This is a genomic window from Leifsonia xyli subsp. cynodontis DSM 46306, from assembly GCF_000470775.1.
Lineage (GTDB): Bacteria > Actinomycetota > Actinomycetes > Actinomycetales > Microbacteriaceae > Leifsonia > Leifsonia cynodontis.
The window spans coordinates 2,147,462-2,163,169 of record NC_022438.1 but is presented as its reverse complement, the minus strand read 5'-3'; the positions used below and the strand labels follow the sequence as shown (position 1 = coordinate 2,163,169).

Below are 15,708 nucleotides of genomic sequence, written 5' to 3'. Positions count from 1 at the left end.
GCCTGCTTTCAGTAGGTGGAGGTGATGCGCAGCGCGCCGGAGAACCCGTCTTCGGCGAGGGAGCGGAGGATGCTGTATCCGCCATGGTTGAAGCCGACACCCACATAGCCGCCGCCGGCCTTGAGGTTGTTCCCGATCGAGGCGGGGAGGGTCACCCAGCCGCCGGAGATCGCCACGGCGGCGACGGTCGCCAGCGCGGGCGCGTCTCCGGGCTTGGCCGAGTACCCATGGACGGCGATGTTCGGCGGCGAACCGCTAATCCTCTCCGGCGAGACGTACAGCTCGACGCGTTGAATCGTCGCGGACGCCGGGATGGTGTCGGCGGTTTTCGTGCCGTAGAACCAGCACCCAAGGTTTTTGTCGGATGCGTAAACCTGGTTCGTCCACCACCGGCCCGACCCATAGGACCCTGCGTCGATTGCCGTGAACACGTCCTGGTGCGTGGTCGTCCCGCCGCCGGGGGCCGGTGGGGGTGTGTTCGGTACCGGGCTGGTGGACATGAGCATCGCGAACGGCCCACCGTGCCACAGCAGTTTCATGATCTGCCCGGCCGACGGGCTGGGCCCCGTGTACGGGGCGATCACCGTGGTGCCCAGCGCGGTCGTCAACGTCACCAGACCGCTTGCCACCGAGACGACGGTGCCACGGTCGGGTTTCGATGCGACAGGCCCCGTGACGAACCACTGCTTGTCAATGTTCCACACCCACACCGGCTCGTTGACCTCCGGGAGGAACGACGTGCCGAGGTGCGCGGGAATCCGCGACGATGACGAGCCCACCCCGACATCGACGTTGCACCCGAACGTTGACTGGGCGACGAACGTGCCCTGCAGGATCTTCACCCGCGCACGTCCCTGGAGGGCGCGGAGCAGCGCGGCGCTGTAGTCGTCGGTCATGGGTTCACCGCCACGGTCACGGTCTGGGTTGCGCCGGCGTCCCGGCTGATGTCGGTGATGCGGCAGGTGAACGCCTGCCCGAGCCTGCGCACGGTGAGGACGTCGCCGACCTCGCGGAGCGGGTTGAACGTCTCCACCAGGTCGTAGGTGATCGAGCGCAGCCGGGACACCCGGGGAAGCATCTGCTGGGCGTATGCGTCCGCCTGCGCCTGCGTGGTCACGTACTGGGACGAGTAGAAGTAGGGCTTGCGCCGGTACGGGGACAGCGACCCGTCCTGGTTCCGCACCCGCAACGGCCCATCAGTGACCTCCGCCGTCGCGAGCACGATCGTCGAGGCGTCCTGCGAGTTCCCCCGCACGACGACCGCGTTGTACACATTGTCGTTCGCAAGCGACGGCACCACATCGACCAGGGTCCCGTCCGAGGTAGCACCAGCTTTCACGGGAGTGCCGTCACCGTTCACGTCGCCGCTATGGAGGGTGTCCACGGCGGCCGGCCACACGTTCGGCCGCATCGAGGCTGTGCCATCGGCGGTCATGTACGCCACCCCGTCGAGGACAGTGGCGAGGTCGTAGCAGGCTTGGAGCTTGTCCTCCTGGTACGCCACCGCTGTCGGGATCGCCGCGTCAGCGACCGTCCTCGTCACGGGGAGGCCGACCAGACGCTGATACTCCTTCCACACCGACGTGAGGTCCGGGGCAACGCCGGGGATGTCGAACCGGTCCCACTGCACCCCCGCGAACAGGTCACCAATGGTGAGATCGATCAGGTCGCCCTTCACCGCCCCGGCGCCCTGGTACTGGAACCGGGTGGTCCGGATCTTCGGCGCCCCCGTGATGAGGTAATGCCCCAGGGCGACCCGCTCCTGGAACCCCGGCCCGGCGGTGATGAGGGCGTACACGATCAGCCGTGTGCCAAACGGCGCGAGAATGTCACCGATCCGCGACGGGGCGACCGAGTCGGCGAAATCGCCCTGGTAGACGATCGTCAACGAACCCGTCGACTGCACCAGAGAGGCGCCACTGTCCGTGAGGCGCACATTCGTCACCGGGACGTCCCGCAGCGCCCGGGAGCCGTCCTTGATGACATCGACGACGTACCGGTGGGTGAACGACCCGGTGAGAACCTGCTTCAGCTGTGGAGTTCCGAACCTCATCCCGCGAGCCCCGCCTTGCTGTAGTCGGTGTCCCTCGACAAACGGGTCGCGTACGCGGCGTCCCCCGCACCACGGGTCGCATAGGCCACGTCCAGGTCTTCACGGCGGAGGGTGGGGATGATGAGCCCTGGTGCGGGCGGAGCAACCTCGTTCACCGTCAACGCGAACGTCACCAGAGAGTTGATGTAGTCGACCGACTCATGCACCATGTCGACGGACGCGAACAGCACCCGCGGAAGCCTCACCGGCGGGGCAGTGCGAACACAGAGCACGGCGGGGAAATCGGTCGTATACCCGCCGAACATGTTGCGGAACTCGTCAGCGTCCGCGTACGACTGCGCCTTCACCGTCAACGCGAGGCCGCTGATGCCCTGCCGGCGCCCACCGATCCAGGTGCCGACCGTCGCGCCCTCCGGGTACGTCAACGACCCAGGCACCACGTTCGCGACATCCGCAGCGGTAGAAGCATCCAGGTTCGCGATGATCGACAGCGACGGCGACAACGGTTGATGCAAGATCGCCTGCGACGTGTCCGTGAACACACCCGACGTCGACACGGTCACAGAGGTCGCGTCCGTGAACCCGAGGGACAGGCCCGACGAGTCGAACTGTTCCGCCTGGTACGTCGCCGCGACTCCGAGCGGAACCTCGAAGTCCATCACGGCGACACCACCGACCGCGTACAGGTTCACACCACCGCGGACCTTGAACCGGCGTCCCTCCGCTGTCCGGTAGACGTTGATCGTCTGCGTCCCGGACGCGAGGGCCGAGAACGTGACCAGGACACGCACGCCCGGGTTCGCGTCGGTGAAGGCCGTCAGAGTCGGGGCGTAGGGCATCAGTAAGCCACCTCCTGCATGCCGCCCTGAAGGCCGGTCTTCTGCGCACGGCTCGCGGACACGATCTGGTCCTGGATGACCGCGGTCATCTGACGGCCGTCAACGGACATGAGGATCGTTGCCCCCGCGAGAGAGACCGTCGTCGAGCTAGCAGCGCCACTCGGGCCCATGCCGAGCTTGCGGCCCGCCTGCGCCCAGATCTGCCTACTCCTGGCCTCCTGCCCAGGCTTGCCCGAGATGAACGCCTCCCACCGCGTCTCCGGCTCGGCGAACTTGTACAACGGCGCCCCACCGGAATAGATACCCGCCCCGAACCCACCATCCGCGTACGAGTACATGCCACCGTTCGCGTTCGCGACCCTCAGCCCGCCCGTAGTGGCCAGATGGTTCGCCCCGTGGAGGGTGACCGCGATGTCGATGTTGCGCTGCACCCGATTCAGGGTGTCGATGAGGTTCTCCGCGTCGATCTGCGCCTGCGACTTGTTCAACTTGATCAGAGTCGACACGTTGCTCGGGATCAGACCGAGCTTGTCGGCATACTCCTGCGCCGCCTGCCCAGTAACACCGAACTGAGCCAGAGCGTTGATCAGCGCCGCACGGCCATCATTGATCGCAGCCGTCGCCTGCTCCTGGCTCCCGGTCTGCGTCGCGACCGCGGCAGCGTGCGCGAGAGCGGACTTGGCGATCTGCTCGAGCGCGGCAGAGTTGTCGCGGCCGTTCTGCGTGTTGATATCAAGCGATTTCGTAAACCCATTGAGATTCCCGTGCGCCTGCTTATACGCGTCCACCTGATCCTTCAGCTTCGAAGTCACATCATCGATCGCCTGATGCAACGCCCGATCCGTGTCCTCCGCATCGAACTCGGCCTTCCCGAAATTCGTGATCTCCTTCGCCAGGTCAGAAATATCCCCCTTCGCATCCACGGCAGTCCCCGACAGCTTCGCCAGCGCCGCCGCCTGCCGAGCTGCGGACTTGGTCGCGAGCTTCGCCGCAAACGTCCCCTTCCCCTGGGCCAGGTTGAGGAGCTCCTGGCCACTCAGGGTCTTCCCCATTCCGGACGCGAGGTCGATCAGGGCAGCCTTATAGTCAGGCATAGCGTTGAGGAGTTCGTGCGCCTTCTCCGACCCACCACCAGCGAGCTTCACGAATTGCTGGAACTGCCGCGCGGCCTGGGGAAGGTCCTTCTTCGCGGTCTCACCAAGCTGGGTGCCGAGCTGCGCGAACTTCGCCTTGTTGGTGTCCGCCCACGCGCCGAGATCGATTCCCGTCCAGTTCTTCAAAACCCCGTTGAGCTGGGCGACGCCGCCGTAGTAGTTCTTGAAGAAGTTCGGCGAGAACAGGTCGTCGAGGGCGTCTCCCATCTTGGTGATATTGCCGTTCGCGTCCACGAACTCCTTGTTGATGCCCGTGAAGTCGGCGTTGTTCAGCCGCGAGTTCAGGTCGGATACCTGGGCGGAGGTCAACTGGATCGACGACGACGCACCAGCGAGAGCGCCCTCTAGTCCGATCAGTCCGGCGGCAATGAGGCCACCCTTGCCGAGCATCTTCCCGAGGCTCCTGCCGGTGAGGTTGAGTTCGGCCATGGCCGCTTTCGTGGCGGCGATTTTCGGCACGATCGAGAGGAACCCACCGCCGAGGAGCAGCACACCCGCGGTCAGACCGGCGATCACGACCCCGACCGCGACCACAGGTTGTGGGACGCCGCTGATGGTCTTCACGAGGGCGGTGACGTTTTGCACGGTCCCACGGAGGACGTCGTTTGCTCCGGAGCCGCCCTTGATGAGGTCGTTCTGGAACGCCGCACCGAGCTTGGTGATGTCGCCTTGGAGGTTGTCCATTTTCCCGGCCGCCTGCGCGGCCGCGAAACCGGTGTCGTTGACGTTGTTGGTCCAGTCCGAGATGCCTTTCGCGCCCTCTTTGTAGAGGACGTTCGCGCCGGCGATCGCACGGGCGCCGAAAATCGTCGCCAGGGTCTGGTTGCGGGTGGCCTCGTCGAGCGCGCCGAGCTTGTCGTGCAACTGTCCCGCCAGGTTCGCGATGCCGACGAACTTGCCCTGCTGGTCATACAGGCTGATGCCGAGCCGTTCCATGTCATGCTGGGCCTCCGCGGACGGGTCCGCGAGCTTCAAGAGCATCTGCCGCAGATCAGTGCCGGCCGTCTCACCGAGGAGGCCAGCGTTCGCGAACGCGGACAGGGTGCCCACGGTCTCATCAAGGGAGACACCGAACTGGGCGGCGACCAGACCACCCGACTTCAGGGCCTCGCCGAGGTCGGAGACACCACCAAGGGCTTTGTCCGCACCGGCGGCGAGGAGGTCCGCGACGTGGGGGATGTCGGAACCCTTCAACCCGAACTGGGTGAGCGCGATCGTCGCGATCTCGGTCGCGTCCGCCACGTCGATCTGACCGGCGGCAGCGAGTTCGAGGGAACCCTTCAGCGCACCGCCGAGGATGTTCGACACGGACACGCCCGCCTTGATGAGCTCGATCTCCGCGTCCGCTGTCTGTGCTGCCGAGAACCCGATCTGGGTGCCGGCAGTCATGGCGGCGTCGGAGAGCCGCTTCATGTCATCGCCGCTGGCGTGCGACAGCGCGTGAACCTGCGACATCTTCGCGTCGAACTCGGAGAACGCGTTAACGGCGACCACGAGGCCCGCCGCGATGACGCCGCCTGCGAGGAGGGCAGTGTGGCCGATATCGGTGAACGCCTGCTTCTGCGCGGCGAGCTTCTGCGCCGACCCGGCCGCGAACTCCTGCGTCTTCCGTGACGCAGCGTCCATCCCGGCGAGGTAGTTGTTGAAGTTCGCGGTGAACGTGACCTTCGTCGTCCTATCAGCCATAGGGGGTCTCCCTTCACGGCATGGTGCGCGGGAAGCGCGGGTTGTAAGATCAGCGCGTGTCGAAGGAACCGATCCGATTTGATGAGTCCGTTTATCGGACGGCGCGGTCCACGCGACCGTCGTGGGTATACGCTTTGATCGTCGCTGGCGTGATTTTCATCACCTGGGTCGTCGTCAGCGTCTTCAACGGATTCGCCGCGGATACGGGGTTGCTTCTCGTGGCTGCGGTTGTGGCTGCGGTCGTCGGCGGTGTGATGGCACTGACTTCTGTGCAGCGGAACAAGGGTTCAGGCGGCTCATGACTGAGTCGAAGGACGTCAAGAAAGGCCGCGGAACCGGCTGGATCATCGCGGCGGCGGCGGTGTATGCCTGGGGCCTCGGTATTCTCGTGCGTCCGGTAGGCACCGATGAATTTGGATACAAGCTGTTTGCAGTTGTGTTCTGTGCGGTTGTTGGAACCGTCCTGCTGCTTCGCGGTTTGCGGAAGCGCCGTTAATCCTTCCGTCGCACCTGCCACAAATGCCCGTTCGATGATGTGTTGGGCCATTGTTTGTAGTAGGCGTCCTGCGCGTCGAGAACCGTTTTAGCGGCATGGTCGATCGTTGGCATGGGGTCGGCGACGTACGCGTGCTGGTTTTTCGGGTTCGTGGCTTCGCTGTACGGGATGCCGTAGGGGTTGAGGTCGTCCTGTAGTTCTTTCGACGCGAGCAGCAAGTTCACCTCACGAGATGTGAACTCCGGCTCCCGTCGTGTGACTGTGCGACTGAGGAGGTTCCCGTCACCGTCGAACTCCTCGGTGATCTCGCGGAGTTCCCGGCCCATCAGTCGGCGGTGGGAGATGCCCAGCTCCCGTGCGAGGATCAGTTCTTGCTGGACGCGGGCGTTGATCCTTTTTTTAGGGCCTCCACCGTTGCTGTGGGCAGGTACTCGTTGAGGTTCCAGATGACGTCACCGATGCGCGTGATCGTGGACCCGGGCTGCGATTTGAACAGCTTCTCCCACTGCTCCTCAGTGAGGGCTACCTGCTTGTCGCCGTCGAGGAGTTTCCCGCACAGGGGCGCTGCGGCTTTCGACAGGGAGCGCAGGTTGTACCCGTAACGCATATCGAGAAGGACATCGGGTCGGGCTGGGAAACGGTCGGTGAGTTCGGCCCATTCGAGGCCGTCCATCTGGGTGAACCGCAGGGTGCGCAGTTTCCCGTTGATGGTGATGTTCAGGTCGGCGTAGTCGACATCACGGGTCAGGTCGGCGTCGAGGTCGTCATCAAGTGACAAGAGAGTCTGCTCCCCAGGGATCAGCCCAGAGATGAAGAGGAGGCCTGCCGGGCGTTCCCTGGGCATGGTTTACGCCCGGCAGGGGCCTGTTACGCGTGGACGGGGATGTCGCGGGACACAGGACCGGTGACGTTCAGGGTCTGCGTGCGGGTCAGCTCCGCGTTCGCGGCGGGGGCGTCCTTCGCGGGGATCGACGCTTTGATCGGGATGACATCGATAATGTCGCCGGCAGCGATCGCTTGCCCGTTCGGGACGGCCCACCGCTCCACGATGAACCCGACGGCACCCGCGGGGAGCGCGAGCCGGGCGATGTCGCTGACGGTGTTCGTGTACGCGTACTTGATCGAGATGTCGTCGGTGACGATGCCGTCGTACTGGAGCTCCTGCGCCATCGTGAGACGGTTCACCTTGACCTTGTTGACGGTGATGGTGTGCGTGTAGCCGCCGGCGTCGATGGAATAGGTCAGCTTCTTCACACCGGTGGCGGTGAGTTCGGCGACGGTCGGGCCGGTGCCGTAGGGGTCGGCGATCGTGGGGACGAACAGGACGAGCCCGTTACCGTCCGCTACGGTGCCTGCGGGTACTGCTTCGGTTGCCATCAGGCACCCTCCTCGTTGGTCTCGCCCAGGGACGGTTCGGGGGCGGCCTCGGCCGCGGGTTTCGCCGGCTTCGTGGCCTTCTCGGTCACGTACTTCGGCTCACGTGCCGAATCGACGGGGTTGTCGTCGATGATCACGTAGTCGTCGGGGAACGCCACCACAAGTTCGGGGGAGACGTCGTACTCGTGCTTCGGCCCATCAGCTGAACGCACACGAATGAACGGGGTCATGAGATTTGCCTCCTCAGGCGGGGTCGGAACGCCAACCGAATTCGATCACGGCGTAGATCAGGGACGGGGACACGTCGGTGTCCTCCTGAACAGGCAGCGGCTCACGCCACCAGACACGCCCATTAAGGCGGCCGGCGACCACAGGCACCGTTTCCGGCGTCAAGACCGGACGGAGGAGATCCGTCAGCGCGATCACCTGCTCCGCCGACGAACCCACCAGGTGCAAGGTGATCGATGGGTGTTCGGTCACCGCTGGGCCCGTCTCACGCTCGGCGGTCGGGGTTCCACCGATGGGGTGCATGAGCGCGTACGGCAACGGCTGCATCCGATCCGGGTTCGCCGGGTCTTCTGGCGCCTTCGAGATGAACGTCGCACCCGTCAGGATCGGCACCTGCTCAACCAGCGCCCGCGCCGCCTCCACATCAGCCCACCTCACAGGCCGGCCGCCTTCTCAGCATCCGAGGCTGCGATCTCCAGCCCACGCTGAAAGTCGTCCTGGTTCTCCTCCAGGGCGTTCGCGAGGTCGTTGTGCGGCCCGCGGTTCTTGGCCGGCGCACCGAATTCGCGGATGTTGCCAAGCTTGCCGCCCCCGCGGGACTTGTTGTACCCAACCTCGGCGGAAATCCCGCCCAGGCGCGCGCCGGTGGTGCCGTGGAGGTCGTAGTCGATCGTGTTCGGCAGACCTGACCATGACGACGAACCCGCGGCCACCTTCGCCTTCGCGCTGTCCTTCACCTTCCGCGCGGTAACCTCGATCGCCTTCCGCACAAGCGGGGCCAGCGTCTCATCCACGTGACCCATGTCGGCGGCGAGCTTCATCACGTCGGAGAAGTCGACTTCGAAACCGTCGCTCACGAGACCACCTCCACCGGCAGCCGGCGCGCGGTCGGGTGTGTCTCCGGGAACGGCCCCTCCACGCGGAGTGTGATGCCGACAATGCCCGGGTCGGACGGGTTCACCGTGATTGTCACCACATCGCCCGTCCGCACACTCGCCGTGGACGGGTCCAAGATCGGCAACGACAGAATCCCGCGCGTCTTCTCCACCACCTGCCCGGCAGCGTCCGCCTGCTCCGGCCGCACGAACGGGAACCGGAGACGACACGGGCCCGTGTAGATCGTCGCGTCAGCGCTTGTCGTGGCCCCGGTGGAGTGATCCACGGTCGGGGTGCCGGCGCGGGTGATCACGCAGGTGGACTCCATCAGCGCTTCCGCCAACGCGCGGCCGTGCGCGAGCGTGGAAGATGCGCTCACCAGGACATCACCCGGTCAGGAGTCCACGTCGCGTCCGGGCTGCGTCCTAGCGGGCTGATCGTGAACGAGTTCGCCGAAGACCCCGACTCCGCGAGCAGCGCCAGCTCGTCATCGGTCGCGTACAGCAGACCGGTCGACTGGGTGGCGTCTCGGCGGGACGTGTAGTCGTCCACGGTCTCGTCGAGGAGACCGTTGGGGTTATTGAACACCCGCATGACCATCGCGCACACCGTCTGCACGACGAGCTCCTGGAACCCGGTCGACGGTGTGTCGTCGGGGCCTGTTCCGTCGGAGGGGAGGCGGGTGGTGATGGAGGGGAGGCGGGTGGTGAGGTTGTTGAACGCGTCGTTCAGCCACTGCTGGGCGACAGTGGTTTCGACGGTGGAGAGGGTGCGGAGGGCCCTGTTCTGCAGGTCCGTCACGGTTGCAGGGTTGGTAGCCATCGCGCACCCTCTCTCGTCGTTGCTCGGTTATCGGAAGGGGCGGCGGCTTAGAAGGCGGCGGTGCCCTTCGTGTACGCCACGAAGGCGTCCGGGGAGCCCATCACGAAGCCGAAGTAGGCCTCGACGAGGAGCAGGGTGAGGTTCTCCTGGAACGCGGAGTGCCAGGTCGAGCCGTCGTAGTACGACGCCTCCTGGGACACCTTGATGGTGATGTCCATGCCGACGCCGTACGCCGCCTGGGACCAGTCACCGCCGATGCCGCGGAGGAGGGAGTCGGTGCCGCCGGCGCCGGACGCGGCCACGGTGGCGGTCACGTTGGTGCCGCCGGTGAGGGCCTTGCCGTTGACGGTGACCGGGGCGGCCGCACTGGCGATGTTCGTCGAGACCGCCGGGAAGGTGATCACGTACGAGGAGCCCGCGGTGCCGGTGACGGTGACGGTGGCGTACACGCCGCCCCATGCCTGGATCGCGGACTGCAGCGTCGCCGCGGAGACGTTGTACGCGGCCGTGTAGGAATTGCCGCCCGAGGACACGATGAACGTGCCACCGGTCGGGGTGCCGGCGATGGTGATGGTCTGCACCGAGTCACCCGCGCGCCAGTACTTGCCCGAGACGCCCTTGTTGAAGAACGTCTGGAACCCGGCGAGCGTGCCGGCCTCGTCGTTGAACAGCGGGTGACCCTGCGTGTCCGTCTGGAGCTGGGCGTCGATCTTGAACCGCGGGTCAGCGGCGATGCCGGTGAAGTCGTAGTTCTTGTCGACGACCTTGCCCGCGCCGGTCACGATGTCGTTGTACAGACCACCGTTCGACTGTGCGCCGGTGCCGAGCGCGACCGTGGAGCTCGTGAGCGCCAGGTAGTCGCTGAAGGGACCCGCGCCGCCGGTCTTCAGGGACTTGCCGTTGATCGCCGCGAAGTCGAACGCGCGGGAGATCGCGGTCGGGAGGTCCTGCTCGAGCTGGTCGTACAGACCGCCCGGGTTCGTGGACGCGACCTCGTCGGAGACCGGCACCAGAAGGGCGATCTTCTTGCCGGTCATGGTCTTGACGCCGACGCCGGCCTGGCCGCCGGTCTTGGCGCCACCCTCTCCGACCCAGTCAGCGACCGGGATGTCCATGGGGACGGGGATCGCCGTCTGGGCGTTGATGGAGAGCGGGACACGCCGCGCGAGGGACATGACGGCCGACTGCTCGGCAGCCTTGTTGAAGATGGGCCCGGTGATCGTCGGCGGCAGCAGGGTGCCGTTGACGTTCGCGAGCGCTGTGGGGTTGATAGCCACGAGGACTCCTAGAGGTTAGGCCGCTAGCTGCGGCCGAGAGCGGATTTGAGAGCGTCGCCGAACGCTTCCCGAGGCGACGCGGCAGCGTGCTGCCGTTTCGCGCCCTGGGACGGGTCTGGACGTGGGGTTTGCTTGACCGGGGCGCCGGCCGCCGGGAGCAGGGAGACGAGAGTATCCGCGTCCGCGGCGAGCTCCTCGTAGTTGCTTCCCTGGAGCCGTCCGGCCAGGTCTACTGGGATGCCCTTCTCGAGTGCGACCTTGTAGCGAGTCGCTTCGAGGCTCGAGGTCGAGTTGTTGTTGCGGAGTTCCTCGTTCTCTTTCTTGAATCGCTCAAGTTCCGAGAGTTCGGCGTTCTCCCGCTTGGTGATCTCCTCCTGAAGGGCCTTCAGGGACTTCTCGGCGATCTCCGCGCGTTTCCGCTCGGCTGCGATTGCTCGCTTGCCGGCGTCTCCGAGCTCGCCGTCGTTCTCGACGACGGGCTCGTTGTTCTCGACGACGGGTTCGGTCGGGTCGGGCATTCTGGTTGTCTCCAAATCGCTTGGAATGAACCGTCAGACATCGCGTCTGCCGGGGGCATGAAGGGCTGTGGTCAGCCGAGGGTGAAGTTTCCGTAGCGGAGGGTCGCCTGGTCTACGAGGACACGGTCGGCGCGCTGCTGCGCCGGGAGGCCATTGATGACCCAGTCGGTCGTGTAGCCGTTCGGCGGCACGTAGTCGAGGTAGCCGGCGTCACGGAGGAACGCCTGCGCCAACTCTTTGTCGTTGCCGGCGATCTCCAGAATGGACTCCGGCATCAGCCGGACCCGGCCGGTGGAGCCCATCCGGATCTGCTGACGCCCGAACCCGCCGCGGCGGGTTGTGCCCTCTGACGTGGTGTACACCTGAACCGGTGTGCCGTTGGGGCGGTATCCGATCGTGGTCTTGGTGAAGACCCCGCGGGGGCCTGGGCCGGTCTTCGCGCCACCGTGGGATGCGTACCCGATCCCGTCAGCGCCACGGCGTGCGTTCACGACCGTGGTGACGTTGGCGCCGTTCCGGATCGCCTCCGCGCCGGCCTTCGTGAAGACACGGTCCTGTTCCGACTTCGACAGGGAGTCGAAGTACTCCTCCGGGGTGGTGGGGATGCCCTTCAACGAGGACAGCTCCTTCACGACTTTCCCGTCGACGTGGACGGGGGCGGCGGTGCATTGGCAGCACGTGTGCCGGGCGAATGCGTCCGGGCCGGAGTGTATCCCGGAGAGGACCGCGCACCTCGAGCAGGCCTGCCCCGAGCAGACGCGCACGTAGTGCGTGTACCCCTTGCCCGTCCCCGAGACTTTGTCGGCGTCGCGGGATGCGTCGGTGATGAGGGTCTTCACGATCGCGCCCAGGTAGGACTGGCCGATCATCATTGAACCGCCCGCACCGAACCGTCCGGACCCGATCGCTTTCTTCGTCGCCGTCACCGACCCGTACAGGGTGTCGGAGAGCTCACGGCCCATCCCATCGACACCGGCTAACGCTTCCGGGACGATCGCGGACGGGTCCTGGCTGAACCCGGTCTGCGCGGCCACCTGGTTCGTGAACCGGTCAGCGCCAGCAGCGAGCGTGTACTGTGCCGCGGCGACCTGCTGGGTGATGTCCGGCCCGATCGTCGCCCAAGACCCATCGAGGTCCTGGAAGTTCATTCCCCGCCACGCCTGCATGGCCTTGTTGCGGGTGCGGTCGGTGACCTGGATCATCCGCCGCTGCCGGTCGAGGGCGACCGACGCGACGGTCATGCCCCGCTCGCCGCCTGGTCGCTACCGATCTGGTCGGTGACCTGCACGTGCGCGCCGAGCTGCTGCAGGTCGGCTGCCTGCTGCACACCGAACCCGATCGCGGCGGCCTGCTCAGCCTGCCGACGCTGCTTCATCCGCTTGATGGTCTCCGGGGACCGCCCCAGGGTCTCCTGCGCGGTCTCCCAATCGGTCAGACCGGACGTGTACTCCTTCACCACCGCGTCCGTCACCTGCGCGATCGTGGGGGTGCCAGCGTCACGCCACAGCGTCTCCATGCGGGTCGCGTCCGTGTTCCACTCACCATCCCGGAAGCGGAGGACAAGCTGGTTGACCTGCTCCCACGAATGCCCGAACGTCGTCTGCCGACGCTCCGCCTTCTTGATCAGCCGTGTCTCACCGGCACGCTGACCGTCCGCGGACGGCGGGTTCTGCGTGTTCAACCCGAAGTACTCGATCGGGAGGGACGCGATACCCGACGCGAGCCGGGCGTACATGTTGATCATCGTCTCGAAGTTGCTGAGGTCGGCGGACGGGAGTTGGCCGACCTTCGCGTCCTTGTTCGCGTTCGCCCAAATCGACCCGAAATATGACGCCCATATCGGCAGCGGATTCCCGTCGACGTCGACGAAGTCGCCTTTGGACATGCCGAGGGCGAACTTCTGCGGCACCGCGACGGTCTCCTGCGCAAGCTGCGCGTTCGTCAACGCCCGTGCCGCGGAGTCCGCGATCGGGATGATGTCGAACATTTCCGACACGCCCTCGAGGATGTTCCGGGTCAGACCGAAACCCCGGGAAGCCCGGTTGCGGTTGATGAACGGCACGATCGGCGGGACGCCGAGGTTATGCACGTCCGGGTCGACCTCATCCACCCAGACGCCGTCCTGGAGGACGAGCCAGCGGGTCATGTTCGGCAGGTACAGGGTCACCCGGTTGTCGACGATCGTCCCGTTGACGTCCGCTTCCCCGTACATGCGCATACCCGCGATCACCCGGTGGGTGCGCGGGTCACGAATCGCGACCATCTCGTACGGCGACTCCACCGTCAGCAGCGGGAACTCCGAGTCGTCATCGTTCGTGCCGACGCACACGTAAGAGCGGCCGATCGCGAGCGCGTCCGTGTGAGCGAACCCGGCGAGCTCGTCCATGTTGTTGTACTGCCACACATCCCACAGGGCCGAATCCGCGGAGTCGGTGCCGGGCATCCGGAACCCGGTCACATCCAGCCGCTGCTCCACCGAATCCACCACCAGGCGCGGCCAGTTCACCATCACCGTGAACTGCTTCAGTTCCTCCGGGATCGCCAGGCCGAGCTGGGCGAGCTTGTGCCAGCCCTCGTAGTAGTCGTTGTACAGGCGCGTCTGCTGCCGGCTGATCTGCAGCGTATTCCGCAACTGTGTGAACTCGGGAATGTCCTGAAGCTTCGGGAACTCATCGGCTGCAGCCATGCGGTTGCTCCAATCGATGAGGTCAGCGGAACACAAACATCCGGTTATCTGTCGGGGTCTTGAACTCACCGGCCGCGATGGCGTCCATGGTCGCTTCGTGAGCGAGGACACCCGACATGGCGAGGTCGATCTTCTGGTGCTCGGACGGCTTGCCGATGATGTACTTCTCACCCGGTCGGGCCCGCACGATCGCGTTCTGCACGTGCAGGCGGGTGTCCTTGTCGCCGTCGTGCCGGAACGCGGCTTCGTCGTTGCCGATGTCGCCACGTAGCCGCTCGAGCGCGCCGTGAATGCGGCCCACCTGGTTCGTCGGCCACTTGATGTACTTCTTCTCCCCGAAACGGGACGCCAGCGAATCCGCTTCGGTCTCCCAGAACATCGGGTCGAGGTAGAACCGGACCACGGTGAAGTTGTTCTCGATCCACTCGAACGTGGCCATGACCTCAGACCGCGGGATGCGGCCACCCCACTCGGCCGGCTTCCAGTACGCCTTCCGCTCGACATCCGCGAGCGTGTACGACGGCGTGAACTGGTACTGGTCGAAGGTTTCAAGCCGGATACCGGTGTGGTCGTTGTTGTCCGACCCATCGAAGCCGCCGCAGAGCTGCGTGCGCGGCTCCACGGTGATCGGGGCCGACTTCACATCCCACATGCCCATGTCGGAGATCCATGAACCCGAACCAGACACGATCCGGTTACCGAAGAACCGTTCCGCCTGCGCAGCGTCCGTCTTCATCAACTCGACCGCTTCAGCCTCGATCGAATCGAGGTTCACCCACCAGGACCCCCGGTAGACGTACTCGTGAATGCGGCGCCGGTCATCCTTGCGCCGGTAGGACAGCGGCTTGCCGTCCTTCCCGCGAAGCTCGAGGTCCGGTTCCCGGTAGAAAACGAAGATGTCGTCCGACCCCGACTCGAACACCTGCTGCGCGTACGAGTTCATCGCCGGGTCCCACGCGTTCGTAGTCGCATGAGTCCGGCCGCCCATACCGGCAGCACCGCGACGCTGAGTCTCCGCCACCGCGATCATCTTGTTCGACTTCGTGTACAAGCCGACCTCGTCCTGCTCAGCGTCCGAGATCGGGTTACCAAGTCGCGAGTTCGCGGACGCCGTCACGACGTCGATCCGGTCGAGGTCATCATCACCAGACAACCCGAGGATGCGGATGAAGCCCTCACGGACCGCGAGGAGCTCCTTCAACGGCCCCAGCTTGATCATCGACCGCAGCGGACGGTAGATGTTGTCCGCCTGATCCTCCGACGTCGCCGTGATCTGAATCAGCGGCGACGGATGCCGCATCCCCATCGGCTCACCCGGCAAGTACTCGTACGTCCAGCCACACGGGCAGCCGTTGTCCTCGCACCTGTAGACATCGCCAGCCTCAGCCCAGCCCGCGAACACGGACGGACCACACGCCTCGAACGCCGTCTGACCCGCACTCCACGGACCCTTGCCCGTCTTCTGCGGCCCAACGATCAGCGTCTGCCGGTAAACGAACGCCTGGTTCAGCGTCGCCGGGTTATCCGGTCCGACCTCCTCCGGCGGCACGAACACCGCGTCCGGTCGAATCCGATACCGGTTCGCATGGCACCAGAACTGCCAGTCCGACATCTGCAGCGGCTTCCCACGCGCGAACCCATCAGGCACGCGACAGTGCTGCGTGATCCACGCATCACCAAGATCACCGAGGGTAGG

Annotated in this window: 19 protein-coding genes; 2 read left to right on the top strand and 17 right to left on the bottom strand. The window is 65.5% G+C overall.

The window, feature by feature from the left end; translation table 11 throughout:
* Positions 1-8 precede the first annotated feature (8 nt).
* From O159_RS10385 to O159_RS13390, 4 genes are read right to left on the bottom strand one after another with little or no spacing between them, the layout of a single operon-like run.
* Entirely contained in the window at positions 9-896 is an 888-nt protein-coding gene (locus tag O159_RS10385) for a hypothetical protein (protein WP_021755231.1), read from the bottom strand.
* Positions 893-2,053 carry a hypothetical protein gene (locus O159_RS10380; RefSeq protein ID WP_021755228.1) on the bottom strand — a complete coding sequence of 387 codons (1,161 nt, stop codon included), beginning with the start codon at positions 2,051-2,053 and terminating at the stop codon, positions 893-895. The genes O159_RS10385 and O159_RS10380 overlap by 4 nt, the downstream gene beginning before the upstream one ends.
* A complete protein-coding gene (locus O159_RS10375; RefSeq protein ID WP_021755226.1) occupies positions 2,050-2,892 on the bottom strand; it encodes a hypothetical protein in 843 nt (280 codons plus the stop codon). The genes O159_RS10380 and O159_RS10375 overlap by 4 nt, the downstream gene beginning before the upstream one ends.
* Complete coding sequence (locus O159_RS13390; protein ID WP_021755223.1) at positions 2,892-5,732, bottom strand: phage tail tape measure protein; 2,841 nt, start codon at positions 5,730-5,732, stop codon at positions 2,892-2,894. Before O159_RS13390 ends, O159_RS10375 begins: the two co-directional genes overlap by 1 nt.
* 56 nt (positions 5,733-5,788) lie before the next feature.
* Here O159_RS13390 and O159_RS14640 point away from each other — a divergent pair, with 56 nt between their 5' ends.
* On the top strand, positions 5,789-6,034 hold the full coding sequence (locus O159_RS14640; protein ID WP_144267596.1) for a hypothetical protein: 246 nt from the start codon (positions 5,789-5,791) through the stop codon (positions 6,032-6,034).
* Positions 6,031-6,228, top strand: coding sequence for a hypothetical protein (locus O159_RS14635; protein ID WP_021755221.1), 198 nt, complete (start codon positions 6,031-6,033; stop codon positions 6,226-6,228). The genes O159_RS14640 and O159_RS14635 overlap by 4 nt, the downstream gene beginning before the upstream one ends.
* On the opposite strand, the gene O159_RS10365 is transcribed toward O159_RS14635, so the two are convergent.
* The 13 genes from O159_RS10365 to O159_RS10305 form a co-directional block, all read right to left on the bottom strand.
* The gene (locus tag O159_RS10365; protein ID WP_021755219.1) at positions 6,225-6,554 is read right to left on the bottom strand and encodes a hypothetical protein; all 330 of its coding nucleotides are present in this window, start codon (positions 6,552-6,554) and stop codon (positions 6,225-6,227) included. The genes O159_RS14635 and O159_RS10365 overlap by 4 nt on opposite strands.
* 38 nt (positions 6,555-6,592) lie before the next feature.
* On the bottom strand, positions 6,593-7,006 hold the full coding sequence (locus O159_RS10360; RefSeq protein WP_021755217.1) for a hypothetical protein: 414 nt from the start codon (positions 7,004-7,006) through the stop codon (positions 6,593-6,595).
* An 89-nt stretch (positions 7,007-7,095) separates the two neighbouring features.
* Positions 7,096-7,605, bottom strand: a complete 510-nt coding sequence (locus O159_RS10355) for a phage tail tube protein (RefSeq protein ID WP_021755215.1) — start codon at positions 7,603-7,605, stop codon at positions 7,096-7,098.
* Positions 7,605-7,835, bottom strand: a complete 231-nt coding sequence (locus tag O159_RS10350) for a hypothetical protein (RefSeq protein ID WP_021755212.1) — start codon at positions 7,833-7,835, stop codon at positions 7,605-7,607. The genes O159_RS10355 and O159_RS10350 overlap by 1 nt, the downstream gene beginning before the upstream one ends.
* Before the next feature lie 13 nt (positions 7,836-7,848).
* Complete coding sequence (locus tag O159_RS10345) at positions 7,849-8,256, bottom strand: hypothetical protein (RefSeq protein ID WP_021755209.1); 408 nt, start codon at positions 8,254-8,256, stop codon at positions 7,849-7,851.
* 11 nt (positions 8,257-8,267) lie between these two features.
* Positions 8,268-8,690 carry a hypothetical protein gene (locus O159_RS10340; RefSeq protein WP_021755207.1) on the bottom strand — a complete coding sequence of 141 codons (423 nt, stop codon included), beginning with the start codon at positions 8,688-8,690 and terminating at the stop codon, positions 8,268-8,270.
* Positions 8,687-9,088, bottom strand: coding sequence for a DUF6093 family protein (locus O159_RS10335; protein ID WP_021755206.1), 402 nt, complete (start codon positions 9,086-9,088; stop codon positions 8,687-8,689). The genes O159_RS10340 and O159_RS10335 overlap by 4 nt, the downstream gene beginning before the upstream one ends.
* On the bottom strand, positions 9,085-9,510 hold the full coding sequence (locus tag O159_RS10330) for a hypothetical protein (RefSeq protein ID WP_021755205.1): 426 nt from the start codon (positions 9,508-9,510) through the stop codon (positions 9,085-9,087). Before O159_RS10330 ends, O159_RS10335 begins: the two co-directional genes overlap by 4 nt.
* A gap of 68 nt (positions 9,511-9,578) precedes the next feature.
* Complete coding sequence (locus tag O159_RS15285) at positions 9,579-10,808, bottom strand: phage major capsid protein (protein WP_021755204.1); 1,230 nt, start codon at positions 10,806-10,808, stop codon at positions 9,579-9,581.
* A gap of 23 nt (positions 10,809-10,831) precedes the next feature.
* Entirely contained in the window at positions 10,832-11,326 is a 495-nt protein-coding gene (locus O159_RS10320) for a capsid assembly scaffolding protein Gp46 family protein (RefSeq protein WP_021755203.1), read from the bottom strand.
* A 71-nt stretch (positions 11,327-11,397) separates the two neighbouring features.
* The gene (locus tag O159_RS10315) at positions 11,398-12,567 is read right to left on the bottom strand and encodes a hypothetical protein (RefSeq protein ID WP_021755202.1); all 1,170 of its coding nucleotides are present in this window, start codon (positions 12,565-12,567) and stop codon (positions 11,398-11,400) included.
* Positions 12,564-14,012 (bottom strand): phage portal protein, encoded by a 1,449-nt coding sequence (locus O159_RS10310; protein WP_021755201.1) that lies wholly within the window; start codon positions 14,010-14,012, stop codon positions 12,564-12,566. The genes O159_RS10315 and O159_RS10310 overlap by 4 nt, the downstream gene beginning before the upstream one ends.
* A gap of 22 nt (positions 14,013-14,034) precedes the next feature.
* Complete coding sequence (locus O159_RS10305; protein WP_201766211.1) at positions 14,035-15,660, bottom strand: hypothetical protein; 1,626 nt, start codon at positions 15,658-15,660, stop codon at positions 14,035-14,037.
* Positions 15,661-15,708 lie beyond the last annotated feature (48 nt).